General features: G+C 72.5%; 18 protein-coding genes. 10 read left to right on the forward strand and 8 right to left on the reverse strand.

The window, feature by feature from the left end; translation table 11 throughout:
- Positions 1 to 402: 402 nt before the first annotated feature.
- Positions 403 to 918, forward strand: coding sequence for a LytR C-terminal domain-containing protein (locus ABZ780_RS10495; protein WP_357012429.1), 516 nt, complete (start codon positions 403 to 405; stop codon positions 916 to 918).
- A 90-nt stretch (positions 919 to 1,008) separates the two neighbouring features.
- On the opposite strand, the gene ABZ780_RS10500 is transcribed toward ABZ780_RS10495, so the two are convergent.
- A complete protein-coding gene (locus ABZ780_RS10500; protein ID WP_357012338.1) occupies positions 1,009 to 1,830 on the reverse strand; it encodes an inositol monophosphatase family protein in 822 nt (273 codons plus the stop codon).
- Positions 1,831 to 2,118: 288 nt separating this feature from the next.
- On the opposite strand from ABZ780_RS10500, the gene ABZ780_RS10505 reads away from it, so the two are divergent.
- Positions 2,119 to 3,738: an RNA polymerase sigma factor gene (locus tag ABZ780_RS10505; RefSeq protein ID WP_357012336.1), complete on the forward strand. Its 1,620-nt coding sequence runs from the start codon at positions 2,119 to 2,121 to the stop codon at positions 3,736 to 3,738.
- 245 nt (positions 3,739 to 3,983) lie between these two features.
- Positions 3,984 to 4,217: a hypothetical protein gene (locus tag ABZ780_RS10510; RefSeq protein ID WP_357012428.1), complete on the forward strand. Its 234-nt coding sequence runs from the start codon at positions 3,984 to 3,986 to the stop codon at positions 4,215 to 4,217.
- Between the two features lie 169 nt (positions 4,218 to 4,386).
- Here ABZ780_RS10510 and ABZ780_RS10515 read toward each other — a convergent pair whose 3' ends face one another.
- The 3 genes from ABZ780_RS10515 to ABZ780_RS10525 all read right to left on the reverse strand — a co-directional run bounded on the left by ABZ780_RS10515 (position 4,387) and on the right by ABZ780_RS10525 (position 7,221).
- Positions 4,387 to 6,120 carry a DEAD/DEAH box helicase gene (locus ABZ780_RS10515; RefSeq protein ID WP_357012334.1) on the reverse strand — a complete coding sequence of 578 codons (1,734 nt, stop codon included), beginning with the start codon at positions 6,118 to 6,120 and terminating at the stop codon, positions 4,387 to 4,389.
- A gap of 179 nt (positions 6,121 to 6,299) precedes the next feature.
- A complete protein-coding gene (locus tag ABZ780_RS10520; RefSeq protein WP_357012330.1) occupies positions 6,300 to 6,962 on the reverse strand; it encodes a trimeric intracellular cation channel family protein in 663 nt (220 codons plus the stop codon).
- A gap of 40 nt (positions 6,963 to 7,002) precedes the next feature.
- A complete protein-coding gene (locus tag ABZ780_RS10525) occupies positions 7,003 to 7,221 on the reverse strand; it encodes a DUF3039 domain-containing protein (RefSeq protein ID WP_088946800.1) in 219 nt (72 codons plus the stop codon).
- Between the two features lie 90 nt (positions 7,222 to 7,311).
- On the opposite strand from ABZ780_RS10525, the gene ABZ780_RS10530 reads away from it, so the two are divergent.
- Together ABZ780_RS10530 and ABZ780_RS10535 are read left to right on the forward strand one after the other, a co-directional pair.
- Complete coding sequence (locus ABZ780_RS10530) at positions 7,312 to 8,247, forward strand: pseudouridine-5'-phosphate glycosidase (RefSeq protein WP_357012328.1); 936 nt, start codon at positions 7,312 to 7,314, stop codon at positions 8,245 to 8,247.
- On the forward strand, positions 8,244 to 9,143 hold the full coding sequence (locus ABZ780_RS10535) for a PfkB family carbohydrate kinase (RefSeq protein ID WP_357485587.1): 900 nt from the start codon (positions 8,244 to 8,246) through the stop codon (positions 9,141 to 9,143). The genes ABZ780_RS10530 and ABZ780_RS10535 overlap by 4 nt, the downstream gene beginning before the upstream one ends.
- A gap of 30 nt (positions 9,144 to 9,173) precedes the next feature.
- On the opposite strand, the gene ABZ780_RS10540 is transcribed toward ABZ780_RS10535, so the two are convergent.
- On the reverse strand, positions 9,174 to 9,530 hold the full coding sequence (locus tag ABZ780_RS10540) for a DUF3099 domain-containing protein (RefSeq protein WP_357012324.1): 357 nt from the start codon (positions 9,528 to 9,530) through the stop codon (positions 9,174 to 9,176).
- Positions 9,531 to 9,636: 106 nt separating this feature from the next.
- Between ABZ780_RS10540 and ABZ780_RS10545 the strand changes: the two genes are divergently transcribed.
- The gene (locus ABZ780_RS10545) at positions 9,637 to 9,924 is read left to right on the forward strand and encodes a hypothetical protein (RefSeq protein ID WP_357012322.1); all 288 of its coding nucleotides are present in this window, start codon (positions 9,637 to 9,639) and stop codon (positions 9,922 to 9,924) included.
- A 13-nt stretch (positions 9,925 to 9,937) separates the two neighbouring features.
- The gene (locus ABZ780_RS10550; protein WP_357012427.1) at positions 9,938 to 10,249 is read left to right on the forward strand and encodes a hypothetical protein; all 312 of its coding nucleotides are present in this window, start codon (positions 9,938 to 9,940) and stop codon (positions 10,247 to 10,249) included.
- 9 nt (positions 10,250 to 10,258) lie between these two features.
- Here the strand turns inward: ABZ780_RS10550 and ABZ780_RS10555 are convergent, their stop codons facing one another.
- A complete protein-coding gene (locus ABZ780_RS10555; protein ID WP_357012426.1) occupies positions 10,259 to 10,849 on the reverse strand; it encodes an HhH-GPD-type base excision DNA repair protein in 591 nt (196 codons plus the stop codon).
- A gap of 96 nt (positions 10,850 to 10,945) precedes the next feature.
- Between ABZ780_RS10555 and ABZ780_RS10560 the strand changes: the two genes are divergently transcribed.
- Both ABZ780_RS10560 and dtd read left to right on the forward strand, forming a co-directional pair.
- Entirely contained in the window at positions 10,946 to 12,430 is a 1,485-nt protein-coding gene (locus tag ABZ780_RS10560) for a methyltransferase (protein WP_357485588.1), read from the forward strand.
- A 40-nt stretch (positions 12,431 to 12,470) separates the two neighbouring features.
- Positions 12,471 to 12,893 (forward strand): D-aminoacyl-tRNA deacylase, encoded by a 423-nt coding sequence (dtd, locus tag ABZ780_RS10565; RefSeq protein ID WP_357012316.1) that lies wholly within the window; start codon positions 12,471 to 12,473, stop codon positions 12,891 to 12,893.
- A 139-nt stretch (positions 12,894 to 13,032) separates the two neighbouring features.
- Here dtd and ABZ780_RS10570 read toward each other — a convergent pair whose 3' ends face one another.
- Positions 13,033 to 13,821: a sporulation protein gene (locus ABZ780_RS10570; protein WP_357012425.1), complete on the reverse strand. Its 789-nt coding sequence runs from the start codon at positions 13,819 to 13,821 to the stop codon at positions 13,033 to 13,035.
- Positions 13,822 to 14,063: 242 nt separating this feature from the next.
- Here ABZ780_RS10570 and sigB point away from each other — a divergent pair, with 242 nt between their 5' ends.
- Positions 14,064 to 15,068: an RNA polymerase sigma factor SigB gene (gene sigB / locus ABZ780_RS10575; protein WP_357012313.1), complete on the forward strand. Its 1,005-nt coding sequence runs from the start codon at positions 14,064 to 14,066 to the stop codon at positions 15,066 to 15,068.
- Between the two features lie 60 nt (positions 15,069 to 15,128).
- Here the strand turns inward: sigB and ABZ780_RS10580 are convergent, their stop codons facing one another.
- The gene (locus ABZ780_RS10580; RefSeq protein WP_357485590.1) at positions 15,129 to 17,681 is read right to left on the reverse strand and encodes a GNAT family N-acetyltransferase; all 2,553 of its coding nucleotides are present in this window, start codon (positions 17,679 to 17,681) and stop codon (positions 15,129 to 15,131) included.
- Positions 17,682 to 17,696: the final 15 nt, after the last annotated feature.

The following is a 17,696-nucleotide window of genomic DNA, read 5'->3' on the forward strand; positions in this document are numbered from 1 at the left end:
TTCCGGTTGTAACGCCGGACGACGCTGTTTCGGTTCCGCTGGCCGGCCACCACTTGTGTCGGGCTCCCGACCCGTGGACCGCACGGATCGAGATCGCCGGGGCAACTCCCCTGCGAGCGCGGAACCTTACCCCCCCTAGGGCGAGGCATGTATACCGCCCTTGCGGTTGAGATGTACGCCACCGCACGCCAAGATGTTCCCGATGTGACTCAGGCGACACGAAGATAGGGGTAGTAGTACCCGGTTCGCGGTCGGCGCGCCGGCATGTCGGGCTGTTTCCACGCGACGGCCGGACAACCGTTAACCTCAGCGGCGTATTCGACGGCCGGCGGTCAGTGCGATCGATGACGGCCGCCGCCGCCCACCTGAGCTCCCGGGAGCGCCCAGATGAGTTTTGCGCGAGTGCGAGCACTCGTCGTGGTCGGCCTGCTGGGGGTCCTGGCCCTGGCCTTCGTGATCACCGCGGTCCTCCGCGACAGCCAGAGTGGTGCGGGCGCCAAGGGCTGCCCGGACGGGTGGCCGCTGGCCGACGTCACGCTGCACGAGACCAAAGACGTCAAGATCAATGTGTTGAACGCGACCGACGAGCCGGGCCGGGCCGGCGCCGTCGCGGACGACTTCCGCAACCGCAAGTTCCAGGTCCAGAAGGTCGGCAACGCGCCGAAGGGCATCGACGAGGTGGCCGTGCTGCGGTACGGCCCCAAGGGCGTCGGCTCGGCGCACCTGCTGCGGGCGTACTTCCTGAACAACGCCGACTACCAGTACGACGAGAAGCGCACGGACGACGTCGTCGACGTCGTGCTGGGCAACGGCTTCCAGCAGCTCGCCACGACCACCGAGGTGAACCAGTCTCTCGGTGACCTGGGCGCCCCGCAGGCGCCCCGGGGCTCCTGCCCGTCCCCCGCCGCCGACAAGTGACCCGGTAATCGGCCGGGCCACCGGACGTCGCGGGCGCCCCTGCGTGGCGGCCGGTGTCGTCGGACGCGCCCGGCCAGCCTCGGCTGCCGGTCAGGGGCCGCCGGAGGCGTCCAGGGCGGCCAGCCGGTCGTGTAGCGGCTGCAGGAGCGCGGGCGGGGCCGCGATCACCAGGTCGGGGCCGGGCGGGCGACCGGCCAGGCCGGTGACCCGCACGCCGGCCTCCGCGGCCACGAGCCCGCCGGCGGCCAGATCCCAGGCCTCCAGACCCTTCTCGAAGTACGCGTCCAGCCGCCCCTCCGCCACCAGGCAGAGGTCCAGCGCGGCGGCGCCCAGGCGGCGGATGTCCCGCACGTGCGCGATCAGCCCGGCCACCACCGACGCCTGGTGCGCCCGCCGCCCGGCGTCGTAGCCGAAGCCGGTGCCGACCAGCGCCTGCCCCAGGTCCGTCTCGCCGGAACAGCGCAACCGGACACCGTCGCGCCAGGCGCCACCGCCGGCCGTGGCGGTCCACTCCTCGCCGGTGCTCACGTTGCGCACCACGCCGGCGACCACCACCCCGTCCACCTCGGCGGCCAGCGACACCGCGCTGTACGGCAACCCGTAGAGGTAGTTCACGGTGCCGTCGATCGGGTCGATGATCCACCGCACGCCGCCCGGCTCGGCCGGCCCGGTGTCCTTCGTGCCGTACTCCTCGCCCAGGACGGCGTCGCCCGGCCGCAGCCGGCGCAGCGCGTCGAGCACCTGCCGCTCGACGGCCCGGTCCGCGGCCGTGACCACGTCGGTGACCGTGCTCTTGGTCGCCGCGACCGAGACACCCTCGACCCGCATCCGATGTGCGGTGGCCGCGGCGTCCCGTGCCACGTCGAGCGCGATCGCGAGCAGTTCCCGCGCTGACGGCGCCGAATCGTGCATCCCAAGGTCCCCTTCCCGTACGACCGGGGTGTTCCGGGCCGTCCGCGAGTATCATCTTTACAAAGTCCACATCTGCGCCGAATCGGCGGTCCCGCCGCCGTTACACCGTGCGGCGCAGGATGATCGCCGCAGACGGCGTTACAATTCACCCTGCCCACGCGCCGCGGACCGCCGACCACCGGCCGGCCCGGGACACGGGGGCCCCTCAACCACATCGTCTGGCTCGGTTGCCCCATGCTGTGTCGGACGACCCGGCCGTGCCCGCTCTTCGCCTCCGGAAGGTCATTCGTGACAGAACCCCGCCAACCCGGCGCAGACGTTCGCTCGCTCACCGACACGCTGATCGCGCACGCGCAGAGCGCCGGTGGTCAGCTCACGTCGGCTCAGCTCGCGCGCACCGTCGAGTCCGCCGAGGTGACTCCGGCCCAGGCCAAGAAGATCCTGCGGGCACTCTCCGAGGCGGGAGTGACTGTGGTGGTGGACGGCTCGGCGAGCACCCGCCGCCGCGTCGCCGCCGCCCGCTCGACCACGCCGGCGTCTCGGGCCACCACCGCCAAGACCACCAAGAAGGCCGCGGCCCCCGCCCCGAAGCAGGCCCCCGCCTCCGACGAGTCGACGCCGTCGGCGCCGGCCCCCCGGAAGGTGGCCGCGCGCAAGGCCACCGGCAGCACCGCCGAGGTCGGCGCCGCCGCGGCCACTCCGGCGAAGGCCACCAAGTCGACCCGGGCCACCAAGGCGACGGTGGCCGCGGCCGCCGGCGCCAAGCCGGTCAAGGCCGGCGGCAAGGCCAAGGGCGAGGGCGGCGAGGGTGAGATCGACCCCGAGGAGCTCGCCGCCGCCATCGAGGACGTCGTGGTGGAGGAGCCGGCCGAGCTGGCCCAGGCCGCCGAGACCGACGCCGCCGCGTCGGCCACCGACAACGACTTCGAGTGGGACGACGAGGAGTCCGAGGCGCTCAAGCAGGCCCGGCGTGACGCCGAGCTGACCGCCTCCGCCGACTCCGTCCGGGCGTACCTGAAGCAGATCGGCAAGGTCCCGCTGCTCAACGCCGAGCAGGAGGTCGAGCTGGCCAAGCGGATCGAGGCGGGGCTCTACGCCGCCGAGCAGCTGCGCGCGGCCGACGAGAGCGAAGAGAAGCTCCCGCGGGAAATGGTCCGCGACCTGGGCTGGATCTCCCGTGACGGCGAGCGGGCCAAGAACCACCTGCTGGAGGCGAACCTCCGTCTGGTGGTGTCGCTGGCCAAGCGCTACACGGGACGCGGCATGGCCTTCCTCGACCTGATCCAGGAGGGCAACCTCGGCCTCATCCGCGCGGTGGAGAAGTTCGACTACACCAAGGGCTACAAGTTCTCCACGTACGCCACCTGGTGGATCCGGCAGGCGATCACCCGCGCGATGGCCGACCAGGCCCGCACCATCCGCATCCCGGTGCACATGGTCGAGGTCATCAACAAGCTCGGCCGCATACAGCGCGAGCTGCTCCAGGACCTGGGCCGTGAGCCCACGCCGGAGGAGCTGGCCAAGGAGATGGACATCACACCCGAGAAGGTGCTGGAGATCCAGCAGTACGCTCGGGAGCCCATCTCGCTGGACCAGACCATCGGCGACGAGGGCGACAGCCAGCTCGGTGACTTCATCGAGGATTCCGAGGCTGTGGTCGCGGTCGACGCGGTGTCGTTCTCGCTCCTGCAGGACCAGCTCCAGCAGGTGCTGCAGACGCTCTCCGAGCGTGAGGCGGGCGTGGTGCGTCTGCGGTTCGGCCTGACCGACGGTCAGCCACGGACGCTGGACGAGATCGGCCAGGTCTACGGGGTGACCCGGGAACGAATCCGGCAGATCGAGTCCAAGACGATGTCCAAGCTGCGTCACCCGTCCCGGTCGCAGGTCCTTCGGGATTACCTGGACTGAGCCGGCTTCGTCAACCGAACGTGTCGTTTTGGCCACCTGGTGTGCAACGCCAGATGGTGATCGTCCGGATGCACGAATGTGATCGTTGACGTGGCACCCTGGGTGCACGGCACACTGTCCCTGCCAGGTGTGACCTCGGTCCCCCGCGGGCACACAGGGAAGGCAAGGCCCGGCACGGGTGTTGCACGATAGGTGAGCAACGACCGAAGAGATTGTTCATCGGTGACGACCAGAGGAGGAAGGCGATGACCCCGACCCTCACGCCGCCGCCCGTGACGGCGGCTCCCCCAGCCGCCGATGAACGGTGCGACCGCTGCAATGCTGCCGGGAAGCTCCGGATCACTCTGGCGGGTGGGAGTGAGCTGGTGTTCTGCGGGCACCACGCGAACAAGTACGCGGAGGATCTCGTGAAGATCACCGAGCGGTTCGTAACGGACCCCGAGTTCAGCTGGCGTGGTGCCGATCTGATGGCGAACTGAGTACGTAAACCGACATAGCCGGCCGGAGGCACCCCGAGGGTGCCTCCGGCCGGCTTTTCGTTACCCAGGCGCCCCGCGCCCCGGGGCGGGCGGGCCTGCGGACTGGGGCAGGCGGGGCCGGCCCGGCTTCGCGGCTCGATGTGGCCGGTGGTGCCGATGTGGTGTGGGGTCAGAGGGTCTGCACGGTGGCGATGCGTTCCTCAAGCTGCTCGATGGTGGCCTGGGCGCTCGGCGGGCCGCCGCAGAGCCGGCGCAGTTCGGCGTGGATCTTGCCGTGCGGCTGGCCGGTGCGGTGGTGCCGGGCGGCCACCAGAGCGTTCAGTTGGCGCCTGAGCGCCACGCGACGCTGGGCGGCGCTCATCGGTGCCGGCGGGGCCGCGGTGGGCGCAGCGGCCGGCTGAGCGGCCCGCTCGGCGGTACGGCGACGCTGGGCGGCGAGTTGTGATGCCTGCCGCTTGGTCAGCAGCAGGGAGACCTGGTCGGCCGTGAGCAGACCGGGCAGGCCGAGGTACTCCTCTTCCTCGGGGGTGCCGGCCTGGGCCGCGGTGCCGAACGACGCCCCGTCAAAGATCACCTGATCCAGCTCGGCGGTGGCCGAGAGCGCGGCGAACCGCTTCTCCAGCTCACCGCTGGCCTGGTCGTCGCGCTGCGCGCGTTCCAGCAGGTCGTCGTCGAAGCCGTCGGCTTCCTTGGGTTTGCCGAGCACGTGGTCCCGCTCGGTCTCCATCTCGCTGGCCAGCCCGAGCAGGTGCGGCACGCTGGGCAGGAAGACCGAGGCGGTCTCCCCGGGGCGGCGGGCCCGGACGAACCGGCCGATCGCCTGGGCGAAGTAGAGCGGGGTGCTGGCGCTGGTGGCGTACACACCGACCGCGAGGCGCGGGATGTCGACCCCCTCGGACACCATCCGCACCGCGACCAGCCACCGCTGCTCGGACGCCGCGAACGTCGCGATCCGGGCGGACGCGCCCTGGTCGTCGGAGAGCACCACGGTGGCCTTCTCGCCGGTCACCTGCTCGATGAGCTTCGCGTACGAGCGGGCGGTCTGCTGGTCGGTGGCGATGATCAGGCCGCCGGCGTCGGCCATGCCGGCGTTGCGGAGCACGGTGAGTCGGGCGTCGGCGGCGCGCAGCACCTGCGGCATCCAGTCTCCCGCCGGGTCCAGCGCGGTACGCCACGCCTGCGCCACCAGGTCCTGCGTCATCGGCTCACCGAGGCGGGCGGCCAACTCCTCCCCCGCGTTGGTGCGCCAACGGGTCTCCCCGGAGTACGCCAGGAAGAGCACCGGCCGGACCACCCCGTCGCGTAGCGCGTCGGAGTAGCCGTACACCGAGTCGGCGCGGGAGCGCAGCAGCCCGTCGCCGCCCCGCTCGTAGCTGACAAACGGGATGGGGTTGTCGTCGGAGCGGAACGGCGTGCCGGTGAGCATCAGCCGGCGTACGGCGGGCTCGAAGGCGTTTTTCACCCCGTCGCCCCAGGATCGGGAGTCGCCAGCGTGGTGGATCTCGTCGAGGATGACCAGGGTGCGCCGGGTCATGGTGCGCCGCCGGTGCACCTGCGGGGCCATCCCCACCTGGGCGTAGGTGACCACCGCGCCGTGGAAGTCGGCCGCGGAGTGCACGTCGGCGTTGCGGAACGCGGCGTCGAGCTGGATGCCCACCCGGGCTGCGGCGTCCGCCCACTGGTTCTTCAGGTGCTCGGTCGGCGCCACCACGGTGACCGCCTCGATGGTGCCGTCACCGAGCAGTTCGGCCGCGATCCGCAGGGCGAAGGTGGTCTTCCCGGCGCCGGGCGTGGCGACCGCGGTGAAGTCCTCGGTCCGCCGGCGCAGGTACTCCACCAGGGCCTTGCGCTGCCAGGCGCGTAGTGCCGGGAACGTCTCGAGCACCGGCGTCCGGGCTGCCACGCGAAGCTCCTCTCCGACCGCACGACGGCGGACCCCGGGCGAGGGCCACGAGTTCCGCCGCCCATGAAAACGCCTCCGCGCAGAAGCTGCCGCGAAGGCTGACTCAGCATAACCAGCGCGGGCCCCAGGGCCCAGGCGACGCCACGCCCGTCACATCGGCCACCCCGACCCGGGCGGCCTCACCACTCCCGGTCGGTACGCGGATCGGCCCCATCGCTGCGGGGTGACCGCAGTGTCGCCACCGGGGCGGACCAGCGTCGACGCAGCGCGATCAGGCGCAGCCCGAAGACGAGCACGGCGGCGGCGGTGAGCGGCGCGGGCCCGGTCTGCCCGGTGACGTACAGCAGCACCACCACCACCGATCCGGCCAGGGCGGCGAGCGCGTAGATCTCCCGGCGCAGCACCACGGGGATCTCGGCGGTGAGCAGGTCACGGGCGAGCCCGCCGCCGATCGCGGTGAGCATGCCGATCAGGCAGGCTCCGACCGCCGGCACCTGGGCGTCGAGCGCCTTGAGCGTCCCGGTCACGGTGAACAGTGCGAGGCCCGCCGCGTCCAGCACCAGCACGGTGGTGCGTAGTCGGGCGAGTTGGGGGTGCAGCCAGAAGACGGCGAGGGCGGTGACGGCGGCGGTGGCCGCGTACCGCCAGTCGGCGAAGGCCAGCGGCGGGACCTCGTCGATGACCAGGTCCCGGAAGATCCCACCGCCGAGGGCGGCTACGAAGCCGACGAAAGCGACACCGAACAGGTCGAGTCGCTTGGCGACCGCCGCCGACGCCCCGGAGGCCGCGAACACGGCGACCCCGGTCAGGTCGGCAAGAAGCAGGGCGGTGGAGGTGGTCACCGCCGCAGGCTACGTCGCCGGCCAGGGCACCGGCCCGGGTTCACTCGCGGTACGAGTCGTAGATCTCCTTGCACTTGGGGCAGACCGGCGAACCGGGCTTTGCCGCCTTGGTGACCGGGAAGGTCTCTCCGCAGAGCGCGACCACGTAGGTGCCCATGACGGCACTTTCGGCGATCTTCTCCTTACGGACATAATGGAACATCTCGGGACCGGTGTCGGCGTCCTTCAGCTCCGGACGCTCGAGAACCTCTGTGCTCACGTCTGCACCTCCAACCGCCAAGTTTGGCAGGTCGTCGCGGCCGGGTCCACCTGAGGCCTGTCGAAGCCCGACCCCGTACCGTGGCCCAACGTGACTGACTTTCGCATCAGCTTGGGCCCCGAGGTGGCCGAAGCCCAGCGCGACGGCCGGCCCGTCGTCGCCCTGGAGAGCACCATCGTCTCGCACGGCCTGCCTCGGCCGGACAACCTGCGGGTGGCTCGGGAGATCGAGCAGGCGGTCCGGGACGCCGGGGCCGTCCCGGCGACGATCGGCATGATCGCCGGCGAGCTGGTGGTCGGCCTGGACGACGCACAACTGACCCGGCTCGCCACCGTCGACGGGGTGACCAAGCTCTCCGTCCGTGACCTCGCGCTGGCGGCGGCGACCGGCGCGGACGGCGCGACCACCGTGGCCGCGACCAGTGCGGTGGCCGCCGCCGCCGGGATCGGCGTGTTCGCCACGGGCGGGCTGGGCGGGGTGCACCGGGAGGCCGCGCACACCTTCGACGAGTCGGCGGACCTGGTCACCCTGGCCCAGACCCCGATCGCGGTGGTCTGCGCCGGGGTCAAGTCGGTCCTCGACGTGGGCGCGACCCTGGAGCGGCTGGAGACCCTCGGGGTCGCCGTGCTCGGTTACCGCACCCGCCGGTTCCCCGGCTTCTACCTCACCGACGCCGGCTTCGACCTGGACTGGTCGGTGGACTCGCCGGAGCAGGTCGCCGCCGTGCTCGCCGCCCGCGACGAGCACGCCGTGCACACCGGCGGGCTGCTGGTGGCCAACCCGCTGCCGGTCGACGAGCAGCTCGACCCGGAGCTGCACGACCGCACGCTCGCCGACGGTCTGGCCCTGCTGGAGCGCGACGGGATCACCGGCAAGGCCGTCACCCCGTACCTGCTGGCGCACTTCCACTCGGCCACCGAGGGCGCGAGCCTGGCGGTGAACGTCCGGATCATCCTGCGCAACGCCGATCTGGCCGCGCGGATCGCGGTCGCCGCGGCGGCCCGCACCGCCGCAGCCCCGGCATGACCCGACCGGCCCGGGTGGTCGTCGTCGGTGATGTGATCACCGATGTGGTCGCCGTGCTGTCCGGACCGCTCGCGATCGGTTCGGACACCGGGGCTGAGATCAGCCTCGGCGGCGGCGGTCAGGCGGCCAACACCGCCGCCTGGGTCGCCGCGCAACGGGTGGACGTCACGCTCGTCAGCGCCGTCGGTGACGACGACGCGGGGCGGGTCCGGGTGGCCGAGCTCGAACGGGCGGGTGTCGACTGCGCGGTCGAGCGGGTCGAGGACGTACCGACCGGCACGGTGATCGTGTTGGCCGTCGACGGCGAGCGGACCATGGTCAGTCAGCGGGGCGCGAACCTGCGGCTGAGCGCCGCGCACGTCGAGCAGGCCCTCGCGGCGGTGCCCGAGGCTGGGCATCTGCACCTGTCCGCGTACACCCTGTTGGACGCCGGGTCGCGCGGCGCGGGGCTGCGGGCGCTGGCCGTCGCCCGCGAGCGCGGGCTCACCACCAGCGTCGACGCGGCCTCCGCGGCGCCGCTGCGGCGGGTGGGCGCGCGGGCCTTTCTGAGTTGGGTACGCGATGTCGACCTGCTCCTGGTCAACGCGGACGAGGCCACGGTGCTGGCCGGCGGGCTGGACCCGGCGGCGCAGGGGCGGGCGCTGTCGGCGACGGCGCGGCGGGTGGTGGTCAAGGGTGGCGCGGCGGGCGCGGTCTGGGTCGACCGGACGGGAACGGTCAGCGTGGCGACGGCCCGGCGGGTGACGGTGGTTGACGTGACCGGGGCCGGTGACGCCTTCGCGGCCGGCCTGCTCACCGCGTGGCTCGGCGGTGCCACCTCGACCGCGGCCCTGGACCGCGCCACCGAACTGGGCGCGCTGGCCGTCTCCAGCGTCGGCGCCCGACCTCGGTCGTGATCTCCCGAACCCTGGCCCGCGCGGCGCGGGTCAGGGTTCGGCGTCGATGATCTTGTGCGGGCGCTCCTCGGCGGTGAGGCTCATCGGCGGGGTGTCGTCCTGCAGGCGGGGGCGGAACCGGTTGGCCAGCCGGTGCTGCTCCTTGGGCGGCCGGTCGTTGGCCAGCAGCACCGCCAGCCACGGGATGATCACCATGCCGAGGGCGCACAGGGGCAGCCAGAGCCACAGCAGCGGGGCCTTCACGCCAACCAGGATCGCGCCGGCCACGATGCAAGCCACTCGGATGCCCATCATCAGGACATAGCGGCGTTGTCGGGTGGTGAGCTGATCGTTCTGGCTGCGCGAGGCGTCGGTGATCAGAATCGGCTGGTACGCCTGACGCTTCACCTTGGACCTCCTCGAGGGGGTTACGCCTCATCCTGTCACCGCAGGCCCGTGATCAGCGAAATTTGCCCCATACAGAACGTGTTACGTGCGTGGTACGCTGCGCGTCGTGGGCAGCAAGTTCAGCTTCACCGACGAGGCGTTGGCCAACCTGAGGGTCTACGACGTCACACCCGGGGAAGTCTGGGAGGCGCTGCACAGCGCTCGACGGGTCATCCGCCACCTGGGCGACGACGTGATGGTGGTCTACGCCGCCGCCCGACGGGGTCGCCGACTGGCGGTGCTGCTCGCCGAGGCTGATGGCACCGACAACGACTGGGACATCCTCTCCGCCCGCGAGCTGAGCGACGTCGAGGCCAAGCGCTACGACGAGGCCGTGCGGAGATCGCGCCGATGAGGAGGCCGTGACGATGCACCGTGACGACGCGACCAAGCAGTTCCACAGCGGCGACGACCGGATCGCCGAGTTGATCGACCAGAGCCCGGAGGTGGACCTGCCCACCCCCGACACCGACGTGCCGATGGTGAGCCGATCGGTCCGGCTGCCGCTGGAGACCTACGAGCGGGTGCGCGCCGTCGCCGACGCCCGCGGCATCGGGGTCACCACGCTGATGCGGCAGTGGATCGAGACCGGCCTGGCCGACCTGGACGACTCGGCCACCGTCTCGCTCGCCGACGTCCGACGCGCGCTGGCCTCGCTGGCCCACCCGACCGCCGCCTGAGCGACCGGGTCAGCCGCCGGCGGTCTTCGCCTTCGCCGCCGCCTTCATCTGCTGCTTGTACTCCCGCACCCGGCGCAGCGAGTCGGCGTCGGTGACGTCGGCCACCGACCGGTACGCGCCCGGGTCGCCGTACCCGCCGGCCGCCTCCCGCCAGTCCTGCGGGGTCACCCCGAACCGCTTGCCGAGCAGTGCCACGAAGATCTGCGCCTTCTGCTTGCCGAAGCCGGGCAGCTCGGCGACGCGGCGGAACAGCTCCGGCCCGTCGGCGACGTCCGACCAGAGCAGGGCGGCGTCTCCGTCGTAGCGGTCCACCAGGACCTGGCACACCTCCTGCACCCGGGCCGCCATCGCCTTCGGGAACCGGTGCAGGGCGGGTGGCTGGGCGAAGATCGCGATCAACGCCTCCGGGTCGTACCCGGCCAACTCCGCCGCGTCCAGGTCGTGGCCGAGCCGCTGCGCCAGCACGTACGGCGAGGAGAACGCCTTCTCCATCGGCACTTGTTGATCAAGGACCATGCCCAGGAGTCTGGCCAGCGGACTCTGCTCCAGCAGCCGGTTGGCCTCGGGATCGATGGGTAGCACGAGCGTCATGCACCCCATCCTGCCCGGCCGCTCAGCCCGGCGGGCACCGACGCTCCGGGTGGGGATCCGGCGGGTGGTGCCGACCGGTGACACGACGAGGGGCAGGATGACGGCGTGGACGAACACGACATGCTGCTCTCCCCCGCCGGCATCGACGCGCTGCGGACCGCGCTGACCGGGGCCGGTTTCACCAGCAACGGCATCGCCGAACGGCTCGGCGCGCACACCACCGGCGCGGTCGCGCGCAACGACTACCGCGCCGCGCTGCGCGCCACCGAGGACCGCGACCCGCTCGCCACCCTGATCCGGGTGTTCATCTGCGACCAGACCGAGCCGGAGGCGGCAGTTGCCGCCGCGCTGGCACCACTGAGCGTGGCTGAGGCGCTCGCCGGTGGCCTGGTGGAGCGGCACGGTGACGGCCTGCGCGCCGGCGTCGACCTGGAGCCGTACGGCGACGACTGGTGGGTGCTCGCCGACGTACCGGCCAGCGCCCGGCCGGGGCAACCACTGCACGCTGAGCACGTGCTCGGCATCGGCGGGGCCACCCAGACGCTGCTCGGCGCGACCCTGCGCCGGCCCGTCGACACGGCCCTGGACCTGGGCACCGGCTCCGGCGTCCAGGCCCTGCACCTGGCCACCCACGCCCGTTCGGTGACCGCCACCGACCTGTCGGAGCGGGCCCTGCGCTTCGCCGCGACGACCGCCGCCCTCAACGGCCAGGACTGGGAGCTGCTGCGCGGCGACCTGGTCGCGCCGGTGGCCGGCCGACGGTTCGACCTGGTGGTGAGCAACCCGCCGTTCGTGGTCGGCCCCGGCACCACCACGCACGTCTACCGCGACTCCGGCCGGGTCGGTGACGCGATCGCCGCCGAGCTGGCCGCCGCCGCTCCCGGCCTGCTCACCGAGGGCGGCACCATGCAGTACCTGGCGAACTGGGTGCACGTCGCCGGCGAGGAGTGGGACGAGCGGGTGGCCGGCTGGTTCGCCGGCACCGGCCTGGACGCCTGGGTGATCCAGCGCGAGGTGGCCGACCCGATGGCGTACGTCGACCTGTGGCTCACCGACGTCGGCGAGAGCACCGACCCGCAGCGGATGGCCGCCTGGCTGGACTGGTTCGACGCGCACAAGGTCGAGGGGATCGGCTTCGGCATCGTGTCGCTGCGCCGGGGTGGGCACGCCGACCCGATGGTCCGGGTGGAGGACCTGCGCCAGCGGGTCGAGCCGCCGCTGGGCGACCAGGTGGGCGCCTGGTTCGACCGCCAGGACTTCCTCCGGGTACGCGACACCGACGCGCTGCTCGCCGAGCGCTACCGGGCTGCCGAGGGCCTCCAGCTGCGGCAGGAGGCCACCATGGGTGACGAGGGCTGGGCGGTGGACCGGCAGGTCCTCGCGATGCCGCACGGCCTGCGTTGGACCGAGGAGATCGACCCGCTGGTGCTGGCGCTGGTCGGTGGCGCGGACGGCCGGCTGCCGCTGCGCGACCAGCTCGCCCTGCTCGCCGCGGCGCACGACGTCGAGCCCGACGAGATGGCCGAGGCCGCCGGTCCGATCGTCGCGCACCTGGTGGAGCGGGGCTTCATCGAGCCGGTGACCGCCTGATGCGGGCGCGGACGGCGACCGGCGCACCGGTGGTCCGCTGATGCGGGCGGTGGTGCAGACCGTCGGGCGGGCCAGCGTGACCGTGGACGGCGAGGTGGTCGGCGCGATCGAGAACGGCCTGCTGGTGCTGCTCGGGGTGACCCACACCGACACCCCGCAGACCGCTCAGACGATGGCCCGCAAGGTGCACGAACTGCGCATCCTGGACGGCGAGCGGTCCGCCGCCGACACCGGCGCGCCGATCCTGGTGGTCAGCCAGTTCACCCTCTACGGCGACGCCCGCAAGGGACGCCGTCCAACCTGGACCGCAGCCGCCCCCGCCGAGGTGGCCGAACCACTGGTGACGGCGGTCGTCGAGGCCCTGCGCGAGCGCGGCGCGAAGGTCGAAACCGGCCGCTTCCGCGCCCACATGCTCGTCGAGAGCCTCAACATAGGCCCCCAAACCCTCCTCCTAGACCTCTAACCCACCCACCTCCCGCACCCACCTCACCCACCTCCGGCCCGACACCACCCCGTTGATCATGAAGTTATTGCCCGACGCGCCGCTGCGGCGGGCAATAACTTCATGATCAACGGGCAGAGAGGGGGACGGGGGACGGGGGTTAGGAGAAGAGGCCTCGGCGGGTTAGGGACTGGCGGAGCCAGTTGTCGAGTTCGGCGGTCCAGTCGGTGCGGTCGGCGGTGGCGTGGTCGACCGTGAACCGGCCGAACGCGTCCCGGCCCTCGGTGAAGATCCCGCCGCGTTTGTCGACCTCCAGCACGACCTGCATCTGCCGCGCGTCGGCGATGAAGGTGACCTCCAACTGGTTGATCGAGCGGGCGTACTGCGGCGCCGGGCTGAACTCGATCTCCTGGTAGAAGGGCAGACTCTGCCGTACGCCGTAGAGGTGGCCACGCTCCACATCGGCGCGAGCGAACCGGAAACCCAGTCGCAGCAGAGCCTCCAGCAGCCGCTCCTGCGCGGGCAGCGGGTGCACCGACACGGCGTCCAGGTCACCCTTGTCGACCGCGCGGGCAACCTCCAACTCGGTCCGCAGCCCCATCGTCATGCCGTGCAGGTGCTGCCCGTACAGCTCGGTAACTGGCGTCTCCCAGGGCACGTCGAAGCGGAACGGGATGTCGTGGCGCTGCCCCGGCTCCAACCGGAACGCGCCGGTGACCCGCTGACGGTGGAACTCCTGGTTGGCGTCGTACTCGTTGTCGCCGCTCTCCACCTCGACCCGGGTGACCAGGCCGAGTGTCACGTGGTCGATGTCGACCTGGTGGTCGCCGCCGACGACCTGGATGCGGCCCTCCAACTGGCCGCCCGGGCGGCAGTTCGGGTTGACCAGCACCGTTTCGACCGACGGGCCACCGACCCCCATCGCCTTCATGAGCCGTTTGAAGACCACACCGTCCTCCAACCTCGTCGTCGCCGACCCGAGGTGGCCGGCCGTCCGCAACGTAACGGGCAAGGACAAAAACCCGCCGGGACGACACACCGCGCCAGCGACCCGACCGGATTCCTGTCGGGTGCCCGATCGCCTCACTCCCGTTTCACGCCCCTCCCGCCAAGCTGTGTGTCACACCGGCACCACTGAGCCGGAAAACGGCACAGACGTGGACACGGGGAGAGACAGAGATGGTCCTGCAGATGACGGAACACCGGATGCGCCCGGCAGCCAGCACCGACACCGACGCGGCCACCGAGGCCCTCGTCGACCTGGACGCCACCGACGAGCGCGGCATTTCCACAGACCTGGTCCGGGCGTACCTCAACGGGATCGGCCGGACGAAGCTGCTGACCGCAGCGCAGGAGGTCGACCTGGCGCGGCGCGTCGAGGCCGGTCTGTTCGCCGACGAGAAGCTGGCAACCTGCACCCCGGTCTCGCCGGAGCTGCGGGCCGACCTGGAGCTGATCGTCGCCGAGGGCCGGGCGGCCAAGGACCATCTGCTGGAGGCGAACCTGCGGCTGGTGGTCAGCATCGCCAAGCGCTACACGGGACGCGGCATGGCCTTCCTCGACCTGATCCAGGAGGGCAACCTCGGCCTCATCCGGGCGGTGGAGAAGTTCGACTACGCCAAGGGCTACAAGTTCTCCACGTACGCCACCTGGTGGATCCGGCAGGCGATCACCCGCGCGATGGCCGACCAGGCCCGCACCATCCGCATCCCGGTGCACATGGTCGAGCAGGTCAACCGGATGGTGCGGGCCCGCCGCGAGTTGGCGGTGACGCTGGGCCGCGAACCGACGGTCGCCGAGGTCGCCCACGCACTGGAGATCCCCGAGATCCAGGTCATCGAGCTGATCTCGTACGACCGCGAGCCGGTCAGCCTGGACCAGGCCGTCGGCGACGACGGCGAGAGCGCGCTCGGCGACTTCGTGGCCTCGGTGGACCCGCGCAACGAGCCCGGCGACACCGCCGCACAGGGCGAGCTGCGCAACGAGGTGAGCATCGTGTTGTCCACGCTGTCCCAGCGGGAGCAGGCGGTCATCCGGCTCCGGTTCGGCCTGGACGACGGCCGGCAGCGCACCCTGGACGAGGTCGGCCGCGAGTTCGGCCTGTCCCGGGAGCGGATCCGGCAGATCGAGAAGGTGACGCTGCTGAAGCTCCGCGCCCCGGAGCGGGCGCAGCGCCTGGAGGCGTACGCCTGCTGACGCACCACCTCCACGGAAGGCCTCGGCGGTTCGCCGGGGCCTTCCGGCCGTCCACGGGAGTCAGAGGCGGCGGGGCCCGGTGTCCGGGCGGGCCGCCGCGCCACCCACCCGCACCTGGGCGTGCAGGACCGAGATGCCGTCCGGCCGGGCGAGCACCGGGTTGAGGGTCAGCGAACGCACCCGGGGCTGCTCGTCGGCGAGCTGACCCACCCGCAGCAGCAGGTCGGCCAGGGCAGCCCGGTCGACCGGTGCGGCCCCTCGGTGCCCCCGCAGCAGCGGCGCGGCCCGGGGTTCGTCGACGAGTTCGGCGGCGTCGCGGTCGGTCAGCGGCACCGCCCGCCAGGCCCGGTCGCCGAGCAACTCGGTGGCGACCCCTCCGAGACCGAAACCGACCACCGGCCCGAACGCCGGATCTTCCATCAGCTCCACCACGCAGGCCACCCCCGGCGCGACCATCGGCTGCACCAGCACCTCCGCGCCGAAGCTCGCGGCCAGCTCGGCGTACGCCCGGCGGACGGTCGCCTCGTCGGGCAGGTCGAGCCGGACCGCGCCGAGGTCGAGCCGGTGCCGCAGCCCGGCGGCGGCGGCCTTGAGTGCCACCGGAAAGCCCAGCCGCCCCGCCGCGTTGACCGCCGCGTCGGCCGAGTCAGCGGTCACCGACGCCACCGTTTCGATGCCGTACGCGGCCAGCAGCGCGTTCGGATCGGGCGGATCGCGGAGCGCGGCCTGGGCGGCGGCCCGATCGACCCGGGGCAGCTCGGGTGCCACTCCGGGCGGACGGCGCAGCCACTCGGCGTACCGGTGCACCCGGGCCAGGGCCCGGACCGCCTCCTCCACACCGCCGAACGCGGGCACCCCGGCCGGCAGCCGACCCACCAGGAACGTCGCCACGGTCGGCTTGCCCAGCGCGAGCGCGGCCGGCAGCGCGGCGGTGACGTCGGCATCCACATCGGTGCGTTGGCCGGGCAGCGGCGGGGCGAAGACCACCACCAGGGCGTCCACCCGATCGTCGCCGGCCGTCTCAGCGAGGGCGGCGGCGAACTCGGCGGCGCCCGCGCTCGGCCCGACGTCGCGGGGATAGCCGTCGACCACGGTGAGGCCCTGCCCGACGCACGCGGTCGCGGCCAGGCCGGTCAGCGCCGAGGAGTTGCCGACCACGCCGACCCGACCACCGGCGGGCAGCGGCTGGTTGGCCAGCAGCACCCCCACGTCGAGCAGCTCCGGAACGGTGTCCACCCGGATCACCCCGGACTGGGCGAACAGCGCGGCCACCGCCACCTCGTCCGGCCCGGCGGTGTCGCCCACCCCGGCCGGGCGGGCCCGCGAGGCGAGCGCGACGACCGGCTTGGCCCTGCCGATCCGCCGGGCCAGCCGGGCGAACTTGCGCGGGTTACCGAACGTCTCCAGGTACAACATGATCACGTCGGTGCCGGGGTCGTCCTGCCAGTACTGCAACAGGTCGTTGCCGGAGACGTCGGCCCGGTTGCCGGCCGAGACGAAGCTGGACAACCCGAGGCCGCGCCGGTCGGCCTCGGCGAGCAGCGCCACCCCGAACGCGCCGGACTGGCTGAAGATGCCGACCCGGCCGGCCGGCGGCAGCGCCGGGGCGAGAGTGGCGTTGAGGCGTACCGCCGGGTCGGTGTTGGCCACGCCGAGGCAGTTCGGGCCGACCACGCGCATGCCGGCGGCGTGCGCCGCGCGGACCAGCGCCCGCTGCGCGGCCGCGCCCTGCGCGCCGGCCTCGGCGAAGCCGGCCGAGATGACCACCAGGCCGTGCACTCCCGCGGCGGCCGCGTCCGCGACCACCGCGGTCGCCGCAGACGGCGGGACCGCCACCACCGCCAGGTCCACCGGGACCCCGGCGTCGACGGCCGACGGGTACGCGGGCAGCCCCGCCACGGTCGACGCGCTCGGATGCACCGGCACCACCGCACCGGTGAAGCCGCCGTCGCGCAGATGCCCCAGCACGGCCGCGCCGACGCCCTGGCCGGTGGCGCTGGCGCCGTACACGGCGATGCCGCGCGGCGCGAGCAGCCGGGCGATCGAGCGGGCCTCGGTGCGGTGTTCCCGGCCGAACTGCACCTCCAGCGTGGCCTCGGTGGGCGCGATCGGGAAGCTCAGGTGCACCACGCCGTCGGCGTACTCGCGCTGGACCTGGTAGCCGAAGTCGGAGAAGACCCGCAGCATCGTCCCGTTGGCTGGCAGCACCTCGGCGACGAAGCTCAGGATGCCGTTGCGCCGGGCGGCGTCGGCGAGGTGCTCCATCAGCACCGAGCCGATGCCCCGGCCCTGGTAGGCGTCCTCCACCACGAAGGCCACCTCCGCCTCCGGCGCCTGCGGGCCGAGCCGCTCGTACCGGCCGACCGCGACGATCTGGTCGCCGGCGAGCACCACGAACGCCTCCCGGTCGTGGTGGTCGACCGTGACGAATCGGATCAGATCCCGTTCGGGAATGCGCGGGTACGGCGAGAAGTACCGCAGGTAGCGGGTGCGCTCGGAGAACCGGCTGTGCATCGCCACGATGGCCGGCGCGTCGTCCGGGCTGATTGGTCGCAACTGGACGGTGGTGCCGTCACTGAGCAGCACGTCCACCGGCTGGGCCACGGTTGTCACCGGCGCCGTCCTCCC

The organism is Micromonospora sp. NPDC047467 (assembly GCF_040643095.1).
Taxonomy (GTDB): Bacteria; Actinomycetota; Actinomycetes; order Mycobacteriales; family Micromonosporaceae; genus Micromonospora.

Bases quoted from the DNA above. Each gene is read 5' to 3' on its own strand.
- ABZ780_RS10510 (WP_357012428.1), top strand. From the start codon at position 3,984: ATGACCCCGACCCTCACGCCGCCGCCCGTGACGGCGGCTCCCCCAGCC.
- ABZ780_RS10500 (WP_357012338.1), bottom strand. From the start codon at position 1,830: ATGCACGATTCGGCGCCGTCAGCGCGGGAACTGCTCGCGATCGCGCTC.
- ABZ780_RS10550 (WP_357012427.1), top strand. From the start codon at position 9,938: ATGCACCGTGACGACGCGACCAAGCAGTTCCACAGCGGCGACGACCGG.
- sigB (WP_357012313.1), top strand. From the start codon at position 14,064: ATGACGGAACACCGGATGCGCCCGGCAGCCAGCACCGACACCGACGCG.
- dtd (WP_357012316.1), top strand. From the start codon at position 12,471: ATGCGGGCGGTGGTGCAGACCGTCGGGCGGGCCAGCGTGACCGTGGAC.
- ABZ780_RS10555 (WP_357012426.1), bottom strand. From the start codon at position 10,849: ATGGGGTGCATGACGCTCGTGCTACCCATCGATCCCGAGGCCAACCGG.
- ABZ780_RS10535 (WP_357485587.1), top strand. From the start codon at position 8,244: ATGACCCGACCGGCCCGGGTGGTCGTCGTCGGTGATGTGATCACCGAT.